At 59.0% G+C, this 14,648-nt stretch carries 16 protein-coding genes and 1 riboswitch; of the genes, 11 read left to right on the top strand and 5 right to left on the bottom strand.

Annotation, left to right across the window (positions count from 1 at the left end; genetic code table 11):
* Positions 1 to 246: 246 nt before the first annotated feature.
* The 4 genes from RS75_RS18380 to RS75_RS18365 all read left to right on the top strand — a co-directional run bounded on the left by RS75_RS18380 (position 247) and on the right by RS75_RS18365 (position 4,491).
* Entirely contained in the window at positions 247 to 1,512 is a 1,266-nt protein-coding gene (locus RS75_RS18380) for an extensin-like domain-containing protein (RefSeq protein ID WP_045023148.1), read from the top strand.
* 368 nt (positions 1,513 to 1,880) lie between these two features.
* Positions 1,881 to 2,702, top strand: coding sequence for a sulfite exporter TauE/SafE family protein (locus RS75_RS18375; RefSeq protein ID WP_045023147.1), 822 nt, complete (start codon positions 1,881 to 1,883; stop codon positions 2,700 to 2,702).
* 104 nt (positions 2,703 to 2,806) lie between these two features.
* On the top strand, positions 2,807 to 3,733 hold the full coding sequence (locus RS75_RS18370; protein WP_045023146.1) for an ABC transporter ATP-binding protein: 927 nt from the start codon (positions 2,807 to 2,809) through the stop codon (positions 3,731 to 3,733).
* Positions 3,730 to 4,491: an ABC transporter permease gene (locus RS75_RS18365; protein WP_045023144.1), complete on the top strand. Its 762-nt coding sequence runs from the start codon at positions 3,730 to 3,732 to the stop codon at positions 4,489 to 4,491. Before RS75_RS18370 ends, RS75_RS18365 begins: the two co-directional genes overlap by 4 nt.
* A 75-nt stretch (positions 4,492 to 4,566) precedes the next feature.
* Here the strand turns inward: RS75_RS18365 and ribB are convergent, their stop codons facing one another.
* Complete coding sequence (ribB, locus tag RS75_RS18360) at positions 4,567 to 5,208, bottom strand: 3,4-dihydroxy-2-butanone-4-phosphate synthase (RefSeq protein ID WP_045023143.1); 642 nt, start codon at positions 5,206 to 5,208, stop codon at positions 4,567 to 4,569.
* 119 nt (positions 5,209 to 5,327) lie between these two features.
* Positions 5,328 to 5,477: riboswitch (FMN riboswitch) on the bottom strand.
* A 291-nt stretch (positions 5,478 to 5,768) separates the two neighbouring features.
* Between ribB and RS75_RS18355 the strand changes: the two genes are divergently transcribed.
* Positions 5,769 to 6,368, top strand: coding sequence for a hypothetical protein (locus RS75_RS18355; protein ID WP_152643156.1), 600 nt, complete (start codon positions 5,769 to 5,771; stop codon positions 6,366 to 6,368).
* Positions 6,369 to 6,635: 267 nt separating this feature from the next.
* Here RS75_RS18355 and RS75_RS18350 read toward each other — a convergent pair whose 3' ends face one another.
* The 3 genes from RS75_RS18350 to RS75_RS18340 are packed head-to-tail and all read right to left on the bottom strand — an operon-like array spanning position 6,636 to position 8,339.
* Positions 6,636 to 7,343 carry a TIGR02281 family clan AA aspartic protease gene (locus RS75_RS18350; RefSeq protein ID WP_045023141.1) on the bottom strand — a complete coding sequence of 236 codons (708 nt, stop codon included), beginning with the start codon at positions 7,341 to 7,343 and terminating at the stop codon, positions 6,636 to 6,638.
* Positions 7,340 to 7,534, bottom strand: coding sequence for a DUF1289 domain-containing protein (locus tag RS75_RS18345; protein WP_045023140.1), 195 nt, complete (start codon positions 7,532 to 7,534; stop codon positions 7,340 to 7,342). The genes RS75_RS18350 and RS75_RS18345 overlap by 4 nt, the downstream gene beginning before the upstream one ends.
* Positions 7,535 to 7,553: 19 nt before the next feature.
* Entirely contained in the window at positions 7,554 to 8,339 is a 786-nt protein-coding gene (locus tag RS75_RS18340; protein ID WP_045023139.1) for an adenosylcobinamide-GDP ribazoletransferase, read from the bottom strand.
* Positions 8,340 to 8,470: 131 nt separating this feature from the next.
* Here RS75_RS18340 and cobT point away from each other — a divergent pair, with 131 nt between their 5' ends.
* A complete protein-coding gene (gene cobT, locus RS75_RS18335) occupies positions 8,471 to 9,505 on the top strand; it encodes a nicotinate-nucleotide--dimethylbenzimidazole phosphoribosyltransferase (protein ID WP_045023137.1) in 1,035 nt (344 codons plus the stop codon).
* 8 nt (positions 9,506 to 9,513) lie between these two features.
* Entirely contained in the window at positions 9,514 to 9,918 is a 405-nt protein-coding gene (locus RS75_RS18330) for a diacylglycerol kinase (protein ID WP_045023136.1), read from the top strand.
* 10 nt (positions 9,919 to 9,928) lie between these two features.
* Here the strand turns inward: RS75_RS18330 and pdhS2 are convergent, their stop codons facing one another.
* On the bottom strand, positions 9,929 to 11,464 hold the full coding sequence (gene pdhS2, locus RS75_RS18325; RefSeq protein WP_045023135.1) for a two-component system sensor histidine kinase PdhS2: 1,536 nt from the start codon (positions 11,462 to 11,464) through the stop codon (positions 9,929 to 9,931).
* A gap of 108 nt (positions 11,465 to 11,572) precedes the next feature.
* Here pdhS2 and RS75_RS18320 point away from each other — a divergent pair, with 108 nt between their 5' ends.
* From RS75_RS18320 to RS75_RS18305, 4 genes are all read left to right on the top strand, one after another.
* On the top strand, positions 11,573 to 12,166 hold the full coding sequence (locus RS75_RS18320; RefSeq protein WP_045023134.1) for a thermonuclease family protein: 594 nt from the start codon (positions 11,573 to 11,575) through the stop codon (positions 12,164 to 12,166).
* A 19-nt stretch (positions 12,167 to 12,185) separates the two neighbouring features.
* The gene (locus RS75_RS18315; protein WP_045023133.1) at positions 12,186 to 12,803 is read left to right on the top strand and encodes a uracil-DNA glycosylase family protein; all 618 of its coding nucleotides are present in this window, start codon (positions 12,186 to 12,188) and stop codon (positions 12,801 to 12,803) included.
* 70 nt (positions 12,804 to 12,873) lie between these two features.
* Entirely contained in the window at positions 12,874 to 13,362 is a 489-nt protein-coding gene (locus RS75_RS18310; protein WP_045023131.1) for an Lrp/AsnC family transcriptional regulator, read from the top strand.
* A 292-nt stretch (positions 13,363 to 13,654) separates the two neighbouring features.
* Complete coding sequence (locus RS75_RS18305) at positions 13,655 to 14,620, top strand: aliphatic sulfonate ABC transporter substrate-binding protein (RefSeq protein ID WP_045023196.1); 966 nt, start codon at positions 13,655 to 13,657, stop codon at positions 14,618 to 14,620.
* Positions 14,621 to 14,648 lie beyond the last annotated feature (28 nt).

Here is a 14,648-nt window from a genome sequence, read left to right as displayed (position 1 = left end):
ACCGGACAGTAGTGGGTCAAGCCCGAGGATGACGGAGGAGAGGTTTCCGCGTTGGCTGCCGAGGAGAGGTCTCAGCGTTTTCGTCGTTGTCTTCGACGTGATTTCAATCGGGCCTTCTCCATTTTGAAGCGTCACGAACCAGACCGTTCGTTATTTCTCGCAACCAATAAGGATTCGTTTACCCCGTTTCTTTAAAATTCACCTGTATTGCCGCGTGTAGCGGCCGCTGAAGGTACAGGTTCTCGTATGGCGTATGTTTCCCTTCCGCGTCGTCTTGTGACGTTGCTGTTGATTTCCACGGTCATGGTGTCGTGTTCGGCGGAGGGCCTCGTGCCGCCGGCCGAGGTCGATGGCACCACGCGTGTCAGCGCAATCCGGTCGTCGCGGCAGCAAGGCTACAGCGCACCATCAGGCGCGGTCCATCAGGCCGAGCGGGCCGGGCAGGTCGCCGATTATCCCGCAGCCGTGTCGCAACCGATGCCTGAGCTTTACACCTCGCAGGATCCGCTGCTGCAATCCCCACAGGGCGGGCAGGGATATTCTACGCTCGATGCCCAGCATCAGGCGCGTATGGCCACCAGCGGCCAAACCGAAATCTCTCCGACAATGCCCGAGCAGCAGGCCGCCGCCAGCCAGATCGCCGAAGGCGAAAGCGGCGTCAACATGGATTCCATGCTCGGCGTCGAGCCGGTTCGCGGACTTGCGGAAGAGCAGGATGCGGACATCGCCGAAGGCGCTTCCGCACAGCCGGTGGTGGATGGTATCGGCACGGACAATCCGATCGCCGTTTCACCGGGCCGTCAACGGCAGAGCACGGGTCAATCGCGGTTGATACCGCCGCCGCCTGGATCCTCTTCCCGCCGCCAGCCGGTGGAGGAGGTCGCCATGCTGATGCCTGACGATCCGATGGCGCGCGGCGGATTGCAAAGCAACCGGTCAACCATGCCGCCCGGCGTCATGCCATCCTCGGAAGTGGCCTGCCGCTCCGAATTACGCCGCCTCGGCGTTGCCTTCCGCGATGTTGCGCGCATTGCCGATGGTCCGACCTGCGGCATCGATTATCCGATCGAACTCAGTGGTCTCGCCAGCGGCGTCGCCATCCGGCCTGCGGTGAAGCTCAATTGCCAGGTGACGCTTGCCTTTGCCAAGTGGGTGAAGTTCGAGCTCGTGCCGTCCTCGCGCTTCCGTTATCTCTCGGGCGTCGGCCGCATCACGCCAATGGGCGGCTATTCCTGCCGCAAGATGAATTCGCGCTCCAGCAATCCGTGGTCCGAACATGCGCGCGGCAACGCCATCGATATCGGCACCATCACCCTGAAGAACGGTAAGGAAATTGACGTTCGCAAAAAGAACTTCTTCGCCTTCCGCGAAAAAGCGCTGCTGAAAGCGGTCAGATCGGACAGCTGCAAATATTTCTCGACCGTTCTCGGGCCGGGCAGCGATCCCAACCACTGGAACCACTTCCACTTCGACCTGCGTACCCGTAAATCCGGTTACAGGCATTGCGACTAGGTGATTTCCAAGGGATGCCTTAGCGCCATTTCCCGCCGCGCCGACGCGACGGCTGGATTCCGGCTCAGGGCTGGAATGACGGATGTGAGGGGCGCGGCTGCATGAGAAGCGCCGGTTGCTGACCCTGACTCCGCACAAAAAAAGACCGGCCCGAAGGCCGGTTGAAGAGACAGCCATATCGGGGGATATCGGCGTCTTTGCAAGGGCATGCAATGGGAAACGATCCCATAAAATCGGTCCATCCGGCGCGGATATCCGGCAAAAAACAACACGCCGTACTGACCAGCGGCAAAGATGGCTTGCCGCCCATCTCTGATACGCTATGAGCGTCACATGTTTGTGACAACGGCCCTTGGGAGCCTGCTTTCATGCCCCCTGTTTCAGAGGTAATGGTCTTTGCTGCGGCGCTTGCTGCAGCGGGCGTGGTCGCCGGTCTTCTTGCGGGGCTGTTCGGCATTGGCGGTGGTGCGGTGCTGGTGCCTGTCTTCTACCATGTCTTCGGGCTTCTGGATGTGCCGGAGGCGGTGCGCATGCATCTGTCGCTCGGCACGTCGCTTGCCATCATCGTGCCGACCTCCATCCGCTCATTCCTGACGCATCGCCAGAAGGGGGCCGTCGATATCGATCTTCTGAAGGGCTGGATCGTCGCCGTGCCGCTCGGCACCATCCTTGCATCGGTGGTCGCCGCGCATGCTTCCAGCATAGCCCTGCGGCTGATCTTCGCCTTCATCGCGCTTGCGCTCGCATTCCGTATGATCTTCAACCGAGCGAGCTGGCATCTCGGCTCCGACCTGCCGAAAAATCCGGGCCGTTTTTTGGTAGGCACCGGCATCGGGCTTTTCTCCGGCCTGATGGGTGTGGGCGGCGGGGTGATGAACAATACCTTCATGACGCTTTACGGACGCACCATTCATCAGGCGGTCGCCACCTCTTCGGGTGTCGGGGTGCTGATTTCGCTGCCGGGTCTTCTCGGCTACATCTGGGCCGGCTGGGGCGATGCGGGCCTGCCGCCGTTTTCCACCGGCTTCATCAACTGGATCGCCGTTGTGCTCCTCATCCCCATCACGCTTGCTGTCGCGCCCTATGGTGCTAGGTTGGCGCATGCGCTCAGCAAGAAGCAGCTGGAGCGCGCCTTCGGGGTGTTTCTGGTCTTCGTGGCGGCACAGTTTTTCTACAGCGTCTACGGCTGATTTTCCTTGCCTACCGAACGCAGTGTTCAGTCCACCGGGCTGGCATTTAAGCGTTCTACGGCCTATATGGCGTGCATCTCTGTCGGTTTTTCGAAAGATTCGCCATGAATGCCATTGTTTCGATACGGAATCTGACCAAATCCTACGCAAATGGCTTTCAGGCGCTCAAGGGTGTCAGCCTCGATATCAGGGAAGGCGAGATTCTCGCTCTTCTTGGGCCGAACGGTGCGGGCAAGACGACGCTGATCTCGATCGTCTGCGGTCTCGTCAATCCGGGCGAGGGTTCGGTATTTGTCGGGGGCCATGACGTGGTGAAGGATTTTCGCCAGACCCGCGCCCTGATCGGCCTCGTGCCGCAGGAACTGACGACCGATCAGTTCGAGACGGTGTGGAACACCGTCAGCTTCTCGCGCGGCCTGCACGGGCAGAAGAAGAACCCGGAACTGATCGAGCGCATCCTGAAATCGCTGTCGCTCTGGAACAAGAAGGACAATATGCTGCGGGAGCTTTCCGGCGGCATGAAACGGCGTGTGCTGATCGCCAAGGCGCTTGCGCACGAACCGAAGGTTCTGTTCCTGGACGAGCCGACCGCCGGCGTGGATGTGACCCTGCGCCGCGACATGTGGAATGTGGTTTCCGAGCTGCGCGCCAAGGGCGTCACTATCATTTTGACCACGCATTATATCGAGGAGGCGGAAGAGATCGCCGACCGGGTGGGCGTTATCAATGGCGGCGAATTGCTGCTGGTGGAAGAAAAGACGGCGCTGATGAAGAAACTCGGCCGCAAGCAGCTTTTCCTCGAACTTGCACAGCCCGTGGATCAATTGCCCGACAGTCTTGCACCTTTCGGCCTGACGCTTTCGGATGACCGCTGCACTGTCACCTATGAAATCGCAGATAATGGCGAGCAGGGGCGTATCGCCGATCTTCTGGGTGCCCTTTCCGCCGCCAACATCCATTTCAAGGATATTTCAACGCGGCAGAGCTCGCTTGAGGATATCTTCGTCTCGCTGGTGGGAGGCCAGAAATGAATTTCGAAGCCATCAAGTCCATCTATCTGTTCGAAATGGCACGTACGCGCCGCACCCTGTTGCAGAGCGTGATTTCGCCGGTCATCTCCACTTCGCTCTATTTCATCGTGTTCGGAACCGCGATCGGTTCAAGGATTCAGGAGGTTGGCGGGGTTTCCTACGGCGCGTTCATAACGCCTGGCCTCATCATGCTGACGCTGCTGACGCAATGTATCAGCAACGGCTCCTTCGGCATTTATTTTCCGAAGTTCACCGGAACGGTCTATGAGATATTGTCCGCGCCGGTGGCGATGCCGGAAATTGTTGCCGGCTATGTCGGGGCGGCGGCGACCAAGGGCCTGATGATCGGCACGATCATCCTGATAACGGCCACCTTCTTCGTGGACATCACCATTGCCCATCCGTTCATGATGGTGCTGTTCTTCGTGCTGACCGCCGTGAGCTTCAGCCTGTTCGGCTTCATCATCGGCATCTGGGCGACGAATTTCGAACAGCTGAACCTCATTCCCATGCTGGTGGTGCCGCCGCTGACCTTTCTCGGCGGCAGCTTCTATTCCATCGACATGCTGCCGCCCTTCTGGCAGACGGTCAGCCATTTCAATCCGGTGCTGTATCTTATCAGCGGTTTCCGCTGGAGCTTCTACGAGATCGCCGACGTCAATCCTCTGATCAGCCTGGCGATGATCACGCTGTTCCTCGCATTGTGCCTCGGTATTGTCAGCTGGATGTTCAAGACCGGTTACCGGCTGCGCAACTGATGGACAATATCTGTCGCGAGTTTCACGCCCGGCTCTGGCCGGGCGTTTTCGTATTCGGGATACAGGATGCGCGGATCAGGCGACCTGCTTTTGCGCCACTTCTTCCACAATCTCGCCCTTCCGATAGGAAACGAGGTCCTTGATCGTCACGATGAGCAGGCCGTGGCGTTCGGCGAAGACTTCGAGCTGGGGCAGCCGGGCCATGGTACCGTCGTCATTGGCAATCTCGCAGATGGTGCCGCAGGGGAACTTCCCGGCAAGGCGGCACAGATCGACAGCCGCTTCGGTGTGACCGGTGCGGCCAAGCACGCCTTCAGGATTGGCGCGCAGCGGGAAGATATGGCCGGGGCGGGCGAAGTCTTCCGGACGCGAGCCTTCCGACACCAGGGCACGCACCGTCTTTGCCCGGTCCGCCGCCGAAATGCCTGTCGTGGTGCCGGGGATATAGTCCACAGAAACGGTGAAGGCCGTCTTGAGGGATTCGGTATTGCGCGACACCATCAGCGGAATGTCGAGTGCGTCCAAACGCTCGCCCGGCACGGCGACGCAGATCAGCCCGCGTGCATGGTTCATCATGAAGGCGATCTGCTGCGGCGTGATGCTGTCGGAAGCGGCGATGATGTCGCCTTCGTTTTCGCGATCCTCGTCGTCAACGACGATCACCATCTCGCCACGGGATATGGCTTCGATCGCGTCTTCAATTTTAGCAATGGTCATTTTCTTTCTGGCCTTTCAAGGGTTATGCCGTTTTGCGGCATTTTCGCGCTTCAAGAAGCGCCAAATATCCCTTGGGCGAACAATGCACTGCGAAGCCCGCGGAGCGCGGGTGTCCTATGCCTTGTCCTCTTCCATCCGGACTATACCGTCGGCTCCGGCCTCTCACCGGATCTGCTGACCTTTCGGTTTTGGAGGCCGAAAGCGCTCGCGGGCTCCGGGAAACTCCCGATACCGCCGGTGGGGAATTGCACCCCGCCCTGAGAACATTGCCAACATAATTATCAGATGGGAGGGAAGCAAGCGGCAATGGTCTGCCAAATGGGAGAGGAGTAGAAAGAATATCTCAAATCCGGCCTGTGGGTATTTGAATTTTGCGTTGTTGTGGAGGCGCGAGCAGAACCGGTTTTGCTGGCTACATTTGGGAGATTTTACGTTTTGGGGATGTAGAAGTCTATTTGCCAAATTCAAAGATTTTTGCAGATAATTACTCTGTTTACCTAAGTAGAAATTCGGTGTAATTTAAATTTATATGTATTTTATTTCTTGTGAATGTATATTTCATGCCTGATTTTGCTAAAATGTTTGATACGCCCCAATTATTCGCGGCACTGATGGCGGCGTCCACGGCGTTCACGATGTGGGCGCTCGGTCATCTGGTGGCGATGGGGGTGGGTTTCTGGAAGAGGTCCAGGGAAAAAGAGAAATTCATTCGATCCCTGTATGCCGAAATCGATTTCAACACGGCGGACATGGCGATTTTCCTCGATGCACCTATTTCCTATGTCACCTTCAGGGAACGCGTCAAACAGAACAAAGATTTCGTCCCGCATATAACGGATGCGCGTCACACCCATTTTTATATGAAGAACATTGATTCCATCTCTGCCACGGGACGGGAATACGTCGGCGAAGTCGTTTATTTCTATGGTGTGCTGGACAAGATCCGCGCCAAGATCGATGGCATATATAAGAAAAGTTTCACGAATATCTCACTCGAAAGTCGCGTGATCGCTATCCGCAGCATCTATGAGCATGTGGATGAGGCAAAGAAGACTGGAGAGCAGCTTCTGCAAACGATGGAGAAAAAATATAAGGGATACAAGCTCAAGCGAAAAATTCGCTCGCTTGGCGTTTCCGAAAAACAAAAAGCGCCAAAATGATATTTGACGCTTCGCCTGCCAGCAGTGTTCTGTTGTCGGATCAGAGTAGGATGGGATCAGGGCCGATCATGTGAAGACGCTCCTGCGTTGGACTTGGCAAAACCATCTCACGAGGCGACTGCCATGTCAATTATTTGATGAAGCATCGAGAGTTTCTTTCTCGGATTTTCACGCTTTATCCCAGTAAAAAACCTCTACATCGGCATCCTGTTCTTACTATATTTTGAAATTTTTTGATCCAAGCAAGAATTGTTTGCCTGGCCGCTTTTATCTGTCCCGCAATCTCAACTCGTCGGTCTGCATCTGCAGCGAGCCGAGCGTCGACAGGAAGCTCATGCCGAGCAGGCTCTGGTCCAGTTGACCGTCCTGCGCGACGAGGGCGGGGATGTTGCTCCGCACGATCGGGCCGATGCCGATCTCGGACAGCATCACGGGCGCTGCCGCCGTGCGGCCGTTCGCGGTCATCACCGGCACGGTGTAGCGCAGGCTTGCCGTGTCGATACCGATTTCGGCCGCGTCCGCATTGGCGAGCACCACGGAGCTTGCGCCGGTATCGACGAGCATGTGGATGGTCTTGCCGTTGACGCCGACATTCGCCTCGAAATGGCCGCTCATCGATTTGTGCAGGACGATCTCCTGTTCGCCGCCAGCGGTCGTCACCACCACCGCACGGCCGGGCATCAGGCCGCCCAGCAGCCGGTCGCCGAAGGATTGCAGGTCGTAACGATAGAGATAGACCGATACGAGGCCGAGGATGATGACGAGCCAGATGGCGAGCTGGCGGATGACGCTGGCGAGGCTGCCGCGGCTTCCCGCCAGAATGCCGACGGATAGCAATCCTGCGATCGGCAGAAGATAGACGATCTGTCCGAATTTCTCGTTGTCGATGCCGAAGGTGCGGCCGCTGTCGTGATTGACGAGAAGCAGGCCGAGACCAACGGCCAGCAAGAGGAGAACGATAGTCAGCCTGTTCATGCGGTGTGCGTCTCCCTGGAGGTGTCCTTGCCTGCTCTTGCCAGTCTTTCGGGAAGCACCGACATGATCATGCGGCGCTTCCCGTCGCTATAACTCGTCCAGCCGCCTATTTCATCCAGCGTGCGGCCGCAGCCGGTGCAGAGGCTGTTCGTGGCATCGAGGGAGCAGACATGAATGCAGGGCGTTTCCATGATGATCTATATCAGGCCGTCATGTCGCAAGGGCAAGGGCGAGGAGAATCACGATCTCCGTGATCTGCTGGCAGGCGCCAATAGTGTCACCCGTGTGGCCGCCGATCTTCCTGTCGCAGAGCCTGCCGAAAAGCGCCACCGCCAGACAGGCTGCCGCCAGAACGGCCACTATCGCGAGAAAGGGCAGGGCGTGCAGCGTGAAGAGCACGAGCAGCAGCAGCCCGGTCGCAAGCGCGATGTTGCGCTCGCCTTTGCCCGGCTGGCCGGCGCCGGCGGCAATGCCGGAGGCTTTGGCTGCGGGCAGCGCCTGCCAGTGCCACACCATGAGGGCGCGGCTCATCACAAGGGCTGCAATGAGGCAGGCGGCGGCTGTCTTGCCCGGCAGGGTCTCTATCAGGGACGCGAGGGCCGTGGCGCGCAGCGCGAAAGACAGGATCATGGCGATCGTGCCATAGCTGCCGATGCGGCTGTCCTTCATGATATCAAGCGTTCTTGCCTTGTCCTTGCCGCTGCCGAAACCGTCGGCCATATCGGCCAGCCCGTCCTCGTGCAGCGCGCCGGTTATCAGCGCCGTCATGGCGATGGCGAGCCAGCCGGTGAGCTGCGGCGAAGCGTCGAAAGCGGTGAAAACCACCACAAGGAAAGCGGCGGGCAGGGCGATGAGCAGGCCTGCGGCGGGAAAGGCGCGGGCGGTCCGGCGCATCGAGGTGCCGTCATCATTCCCGAAGAAGCGCGAGGGGACCGGCAGGCGGCTGAGAAAGGCAAGGGAATGCACGACATCTGTTATAAAATCCCCGGCCTTCATGCTCTCTCCGTTGCTGTGCTTGCATTTACGGTTGTTCCGCAGCGCGTCCGCGATTATGAGAGGCGCAACAAAGACCGATTTGCCGGAAAATACAAGTTTCCGCCAACCCGACGACGAGAAAGACAGATACCATGAGCATGAGCGGATTGCCCTTCGATGATTTCCGCGCGCTGCTGCGCGAGCTTCCCGGCCCGGACACACATGCGCTGGTCGCGGCCAAGGAGCGTAATGCGCAATTGACGAAACCGGCCGGTTCGCTCGGCCGTCTGGAAGAGATCGCCATGTGGCTCGCCGCATGGTCCGGCCGTTCGCCCGCCGTCACCCGCCCGCTGGTGGCGATCTTCGCCGGCAATCACGGCGTCACGCGGCACGGCGTCACACCTTATCCGACATCGGTGACGCAGCAGATGGTGGAAAACTTTGCGGCTGGCGGTGCGGCGATCAACCAGATTTGCGTTACCAACGATCTCGGCTTGAAGATTTTCGATCTGGCGCTGGATTACCCGACCGGCGACATCACCTGCGAGCCGGCCCTTTCCGAGCGCGATTGCGCCGCCACCATGGCGTTCGGCATGGAAGCGATCGCCGGCGGCACGGACCTTCTCTGTGTCGGCGAAATGGGCATCGGCAACACCACCATCGCGGCGGCGATCAATCTGGCGCTCTATGGTGGCACGGCGGAAGAGTGGACAGGTCCCGGCACTGGCTCGGAAGGTGAGGTCATGGCCCGCAAGATCGCGGCGGTGAAGGCTGCGGTGGAATTCCACAAGGACCATCTCTCCGACCCGTTCGAAATCATGCGCCGCCTTGGTGGGCGCGAGATTGCGGCGATTGCCGGCGCTATCCTTGCCGCGCGCGTGCAGCGCATTCCCGTCCTGATCGACGGTTATGTGGCCACGGCCGCTGCCGCGCTGTTGAAGGCGATCACTCCTTCGGCGCTCGACCATTGCCTGATCGGCCATGTTTCCGGTGAACCCGGCCACCTGGCCGCCGTCGAGAAACTCGGCAAGACGCCGCTCCTGGCGCTTGGCATGCGGCTTGGCGAGGGCACGGGCGCCGCTTTGGCCGCCGGCATCGTCAAGGCCGCTGCAGCCTGCCATTCCGGCATGGCGACCTTCGAAGCGGCCGGTGTCGACACCAGCACCAGTCCGCGCACCAGCCATTGAGGTTACAGATGGACGCAACGCCGCAGAAGAAGCAACCGGAACCTGTTTTCCGCAAGGAAAAGGGTTGGCGGCATCTTTTTGCCGCTGCCCGTTATTCCGTGCAGGGGCTTGGCCGGCTGTGGCAGGAAGCGGCGTTCCGGCACGAGGTTCTCGCCTTCGGTGTCGGCCTTGCCCTGCTTCTGGTCGTCGGTGCGCCGTTTGCGCATCTTCTCGTCTTCACGGTGCTGATGCTGCTTCTGTTTGCGGTCGAGGCGCTCAATACCGCGATAGAGGAGCTGGTGGACCGCATTTCGCCGGAAATCTCTTCCGTCGGGCGACACGCCAAGGATCTCGGTTCCTTCGCCGTCTTTTGCCTTTTGACGGCAAACGGATTTTTCGTGCTGTATTCGCTGGTGACGGCGCTGTTCTTCTGAGGGTTTTTGCTCAAGCGAAGGACCGGCGACGGGGCTGGATGGCGAGGGTTTCCTCCACGGCGGGCAGGCTTTGCAGCACGCGTTTCGCCGGCAGGATGGCGATGCCCTCGGTACCTTCTCGCAATTTCGATTTCAGGATGAACTGGCCGTCATGTTTGGCGAGGATGGCCTGAACGATGGGCAGGCCGAGCCCCGTTCCCTGTTCGGCGCTTTTGATCGCGATCGATCCCTGACCGAAGGCCGACAGCACCACGGGGATTTCATCCTCGGGAATGCCCGGGCCGTTATCCTTGATCGACACATATTGCCCGCCGCCCGCCGTCCAGCCCGCCTTCACGAGAATTTCGCCGCCCTGCGGGGTGAATTTCACGGCATTGGAGAGAAGGTTGAGGATCACCTGGCGGATCGATTTTTCATCCGCCCAGACCTGCGGCAGGCTGCTTTCGAATTGCTGTGAAATCCTGATGGTCTTGGCGCGGGCGCGAAGCTGGATCATGCCGATGCAATCCTCGGCGATTTCCAGCATCGAGACCGATTCCTCGTTGAGATCGTAGCGGCCGGCCTCGATACGCGACAGGTCGAGGATTTCGTTGATGAGGTCGAGCAGATGCTGGCCCGAACGGTGAATATCGCCGGAATATTCCCTGTAGAGCGGATTGTTGAGCGGACCGAGCACTTCCGACGCCATGACTTCGGAGAAGCCGAGAATGGCGTTGAGCGGGGTTCTGAGTTCATGCGACATGGAGGCGAGGAAGCGCGATTTCGCCAGGTTGGCCTCTTCCGCACGCCGCCGCGCCTCGTCTGATACCGAGTTGGCGACTTCGAGTTCGGCGATCAGGTCGTCCTTTTCGGTCTGCGACGAAAGCAGCTTGATGCTGGTCTGGTAAAGCCTGCTGGTGATGCGGTGACAGAAAAGGATCGCCATGCCGAACATCAGGGCAAGGCCGACATCGAACGGATCGCGGGAGATGATCGAAGTCACGCACAGTGCAGCCAGCACCGGCAGGAAGGTCATGAAGGTCGCCCGCCGCAGCATGAAATTGGCCATGGCGGTGAGCGAGAGGGCGATCAGCAGCGTCGCGCCCTTGAAGAAAAGAACGAGCGTCGGGTCGTTGCGCACCGGTTCGGCCAGCGCGAACATGGCCCAGGCGCAGCCGATGAGGATCTGCATGCCGAGGAAGAGATTGCGCCATTTCGGCAGATTATCCGCCGTGATCTCCTGTTTTGCGGCTCTTTTGGCCAGCACCAGAGACATGGCATGGAAACTCAGTGCGATCAGCGACCAGATGATAAGCCCGATATCACGGGTGATATACAAACCGATGATGGAGGCCAATACGATGAAAAGCGGCATGATCATCGCGCCCTGGAGGGTCTCGGCGATGTGCATCGTCAGCATTTCGCGTTCATAGGCTTCGGTGCCGCCGGCCCCTTGTTGCAGGCGTTCACGTGTCGTCTTCACCGTGTCGAAAACAGCCTTGTTACGGTGCTTTCGCGAGCGGTCGACGATAATCTTATCGGTGGACGTGCTGACGCTTTTACTCATTGTTACAACGCAGGTGACATGAATCCTTTGCAGGTTACGCACAAAATCTTAAGAAGATGCTGTCGTGAAAGGATTTGTTTGCCATTTCTGACAAGGGTTTGTTGTGACATGAGACGAAACGGAGGCAGACGCGGCTTTTTTTCGATGTTTCGCGACGCGGGGCTTTTTCTCGCCATGGTTTTTCTCGGTATTCTGATCTCCGCCAAGCTCGATCAGATCAACAGCGAGACCTATACCGGCCGTTTCTTCGTGATCGACGGCGACACGCTCTCAAAGGGCAGCGAGCGGTTCCGGCTGCTCGGCATCGATGCGCCGGAGCTTTCGCAAACATGCCGGCGCGGCGGCGAAACCTGGCCATGCGGGGCGGAGGCGCGCCGTGTTCTGCAACGGATGATCGAGGGTGCGGTCTTCTCCTGTTCCGGCAGTTCCCGAGACCGTTACGGGCGGCTGCTGGTTTATTGTTCGGCGGGAGACAGGGATGTCTCCTCGGAAATGGTGGCGGCAGGTTTCGCCATCGCGTCCGGTTATTTCCAGTTTTCCGTCGAGCAGGCTGGCGCGCGCAGAGAAGCCCGCGGCATCTGGGCGGGAGAATTTGAAAAACCGTCGGAGTGGCGGCGCGAGCATCGCGCAGCGGATCTGGACACGCCCGCGACGGGTTTCCTCACCATCATCCGTCATCTTCTGGGATGGGATCATGGCTGAGAGGGATCGAACCCTGCCGATGCGTGATGACGGGCTGGACGGGTTGCGCGGCGAGATCGCCCGCTGTCGCATCTGTCGCGATACCCCGTTCAACGAACGTCTGCCGCATGAACCCCGGCCGGTGGTCGTGATGTCGACGAAGGCGCGTATCCTGATTGCGGGGCAGGCGCCAGGGCTTCGCGTGCATGAAACGGGTCTGCCCTTCAACGATGCTTCCGGCGACAGGCTTCGCCGATGGCTGAATGTTGATCGGGAGACGTTCTACGACCCGGACCGCTTCGCCATCGTGCCCATGGGGTTCTGTTTTCCCGGTTATGACGACAAGGGCAGCGACCTGCCGCCACGGCGCGAATGCGCGCCGCAATGGCGTGAGCGGGTGATGGCGGCGATGCCGCAGGTGGAGCTGATCCTTGCCATCGGCCAATATGCTCAGGCCTTTCACCTTGGCGAAAGGCGGCGAAAAACCATGACCGAAACCGTGCGCGATTGGCGCAGCTATTTTCACGCGAATTCGGGACCGGCCATTTTAGCCCTGCCGCATCCAAGCTGGCGCAACACCGGCTGGCTGAAGAAGAACCCGTGGTTTACGGAGGAGTTGCTTCCGGTTCTGCGGGAACATGTGGAAATGCGGCTTTAGTGAAACAATTTTCTGTTTTTTTGTGAAAAATAGTGTATTGAAAGGAAATTAATTCAGGAGGGTAGACGCATTGGATCGCCTAGACCGTAAGATTTTGCGCATTCTGCAAGAGGATTCCACGCTGGCCGTTGCCGATCTGGCGAAAAAGGTCGGCCTTTCCACGACGCCCTGTTGGCGGCGTATCCAGAAGATGGAAGAGGACGGCGTTATCCGCCGGCGCGTGGCGCTGCTCGATCCGGTCAAGGTCAACACCAAGGTCACCGTTTTCGTCTCCATCCGCACCGCCTCCCATTCCATCGAATGGCTGAAGCGTTTTTCCGAGGTGGTTTCCGAGTTTCCGGAAGTCGTGGAATTCTACCGCATGAGCGGTGATGTCGATTATCTGCTGCGCGTCGTTGTGCCTGACATCGCGGCCTATGACGCCTTCTACAAGCGGATGATCGCCAAGATCGAAATTCGCGATGTGTCGTCGGCCTTTGCGATGGAGCAGATCAAATATACGACGGAACTGCCGCTCGATTACATGCTGCTGGACAATCCCAAATCCGGCGAGGATTGATCACCGGCCAATCAGGCCCTTTTAACAATGCCCTTTCCGGTTGCCGGGAAGGGCATTTTTCGTTCTGTGGTTTGCCTTTTCGTAACCGTTCAGGCCGGTCATCCGGCGGTTGCCCGAGGAATGCGCCCCGGCGGCCTGCCGATGCGGCACGGCAATCTTATTCCGCCTGCAACGGCAAATTCGCACATTCAATTCTCTTCATGCTTCCGCCGCGCAAAGCGAGATTTTGATAAAATCTCTCGAATATCTACGCTTTTGTTATCGAAGGATGGCAACAGCGAAGGATATCTACATGCTCACACGACGCGGAACATTGGGACTGATTGCGGGTGCAACGGGGGCGGCATTTCTGCCGCATATCCGGCGGGCCGGTGCCGCAACCACCACATTGCGGATCGGCTGGCAGAAGAATGGCGTGATCGCGCTGGCGAAAAGCCAGGGCGCGCTGGAAGCGCTTCTGAAGGATCGCGGCATCGAGGTCAAATGGTCGGAGTTTTCCTCAGGGCCGCCGCTTCTCGAAGCCCTTGGCGCGGGCGCGCTGGATATCGGGCCGACGGGCGATGTGCCGCCGCTCTTCGCGCAGGCCGCCGGTGGCAATCTGCGTTATGTGGGCACCTACAAGGGCGCGGCCGGCGGATCGGCAATCCTTGTGCAGAAGGATTCGCCGCTGAAGACGCTGGCGGACCTGAAGGGCAAGAAGGTTGCCTTCAAACGCGGCTCCAGCGCCCATAACGTCACTGTAAAAGCGTTGCGAAAGGCCGGTCTGACGCTGAACGACATAACATCCGTCGACCTTGCCCCGCCGGATGCGGCGGCGGCCTTTCGTAGCGGCAGCATCGACGCCTGGTCGATCTGGGATCCTTATTTCGCCGTGGCGGAAAAGGAGCCGACGACGCGCGTTCTTTCGACTGCCGAGGGCATTGTCGATCCCTGGAGCTATTTCCTCGCCAATGGCGACTTCGTGGAAAGCAATCCCGATCTCGTGCCGCTGATCCTTAGGGAACTTGCAAGCGTCGGCACAAAGGCGCAGGCCAATATCGACGAGACCGCGAAATTGCTGGCGGCGATTACCGGCGTTCCACAGGATGTCACCAAGGTCTCTCTGACACGTCCGGGTGCGGATCTGGGACGCGTCTCGCTGGTTCCGGATGAGGCCATCAGCTATCAGCAGGCGCTGGCCGACGAGTTCTACGATCTGAAAATTGTGCCGAAGAAACTCAAGGTGGCGGATATCGTCTGGCGTCCAAAGGCCAGTTGAGCCGGGCGGAAAGCCGAGTCTCTTCAAT

The organism is Rhizobium nepotum 39/7 (genome assembly GCF_000949865.1).
GTDB lineage: Bacteria > Pseudomonadota > Alphaproteobacteria > Rhizobiales > Rhizobiaceae > Agrobacterium > Agrobacterium nepotum.
Note: the sequence above shows the minus strand (reverse complement) of the source record. Positions and strands in the feature narration are given on the sequence as shown.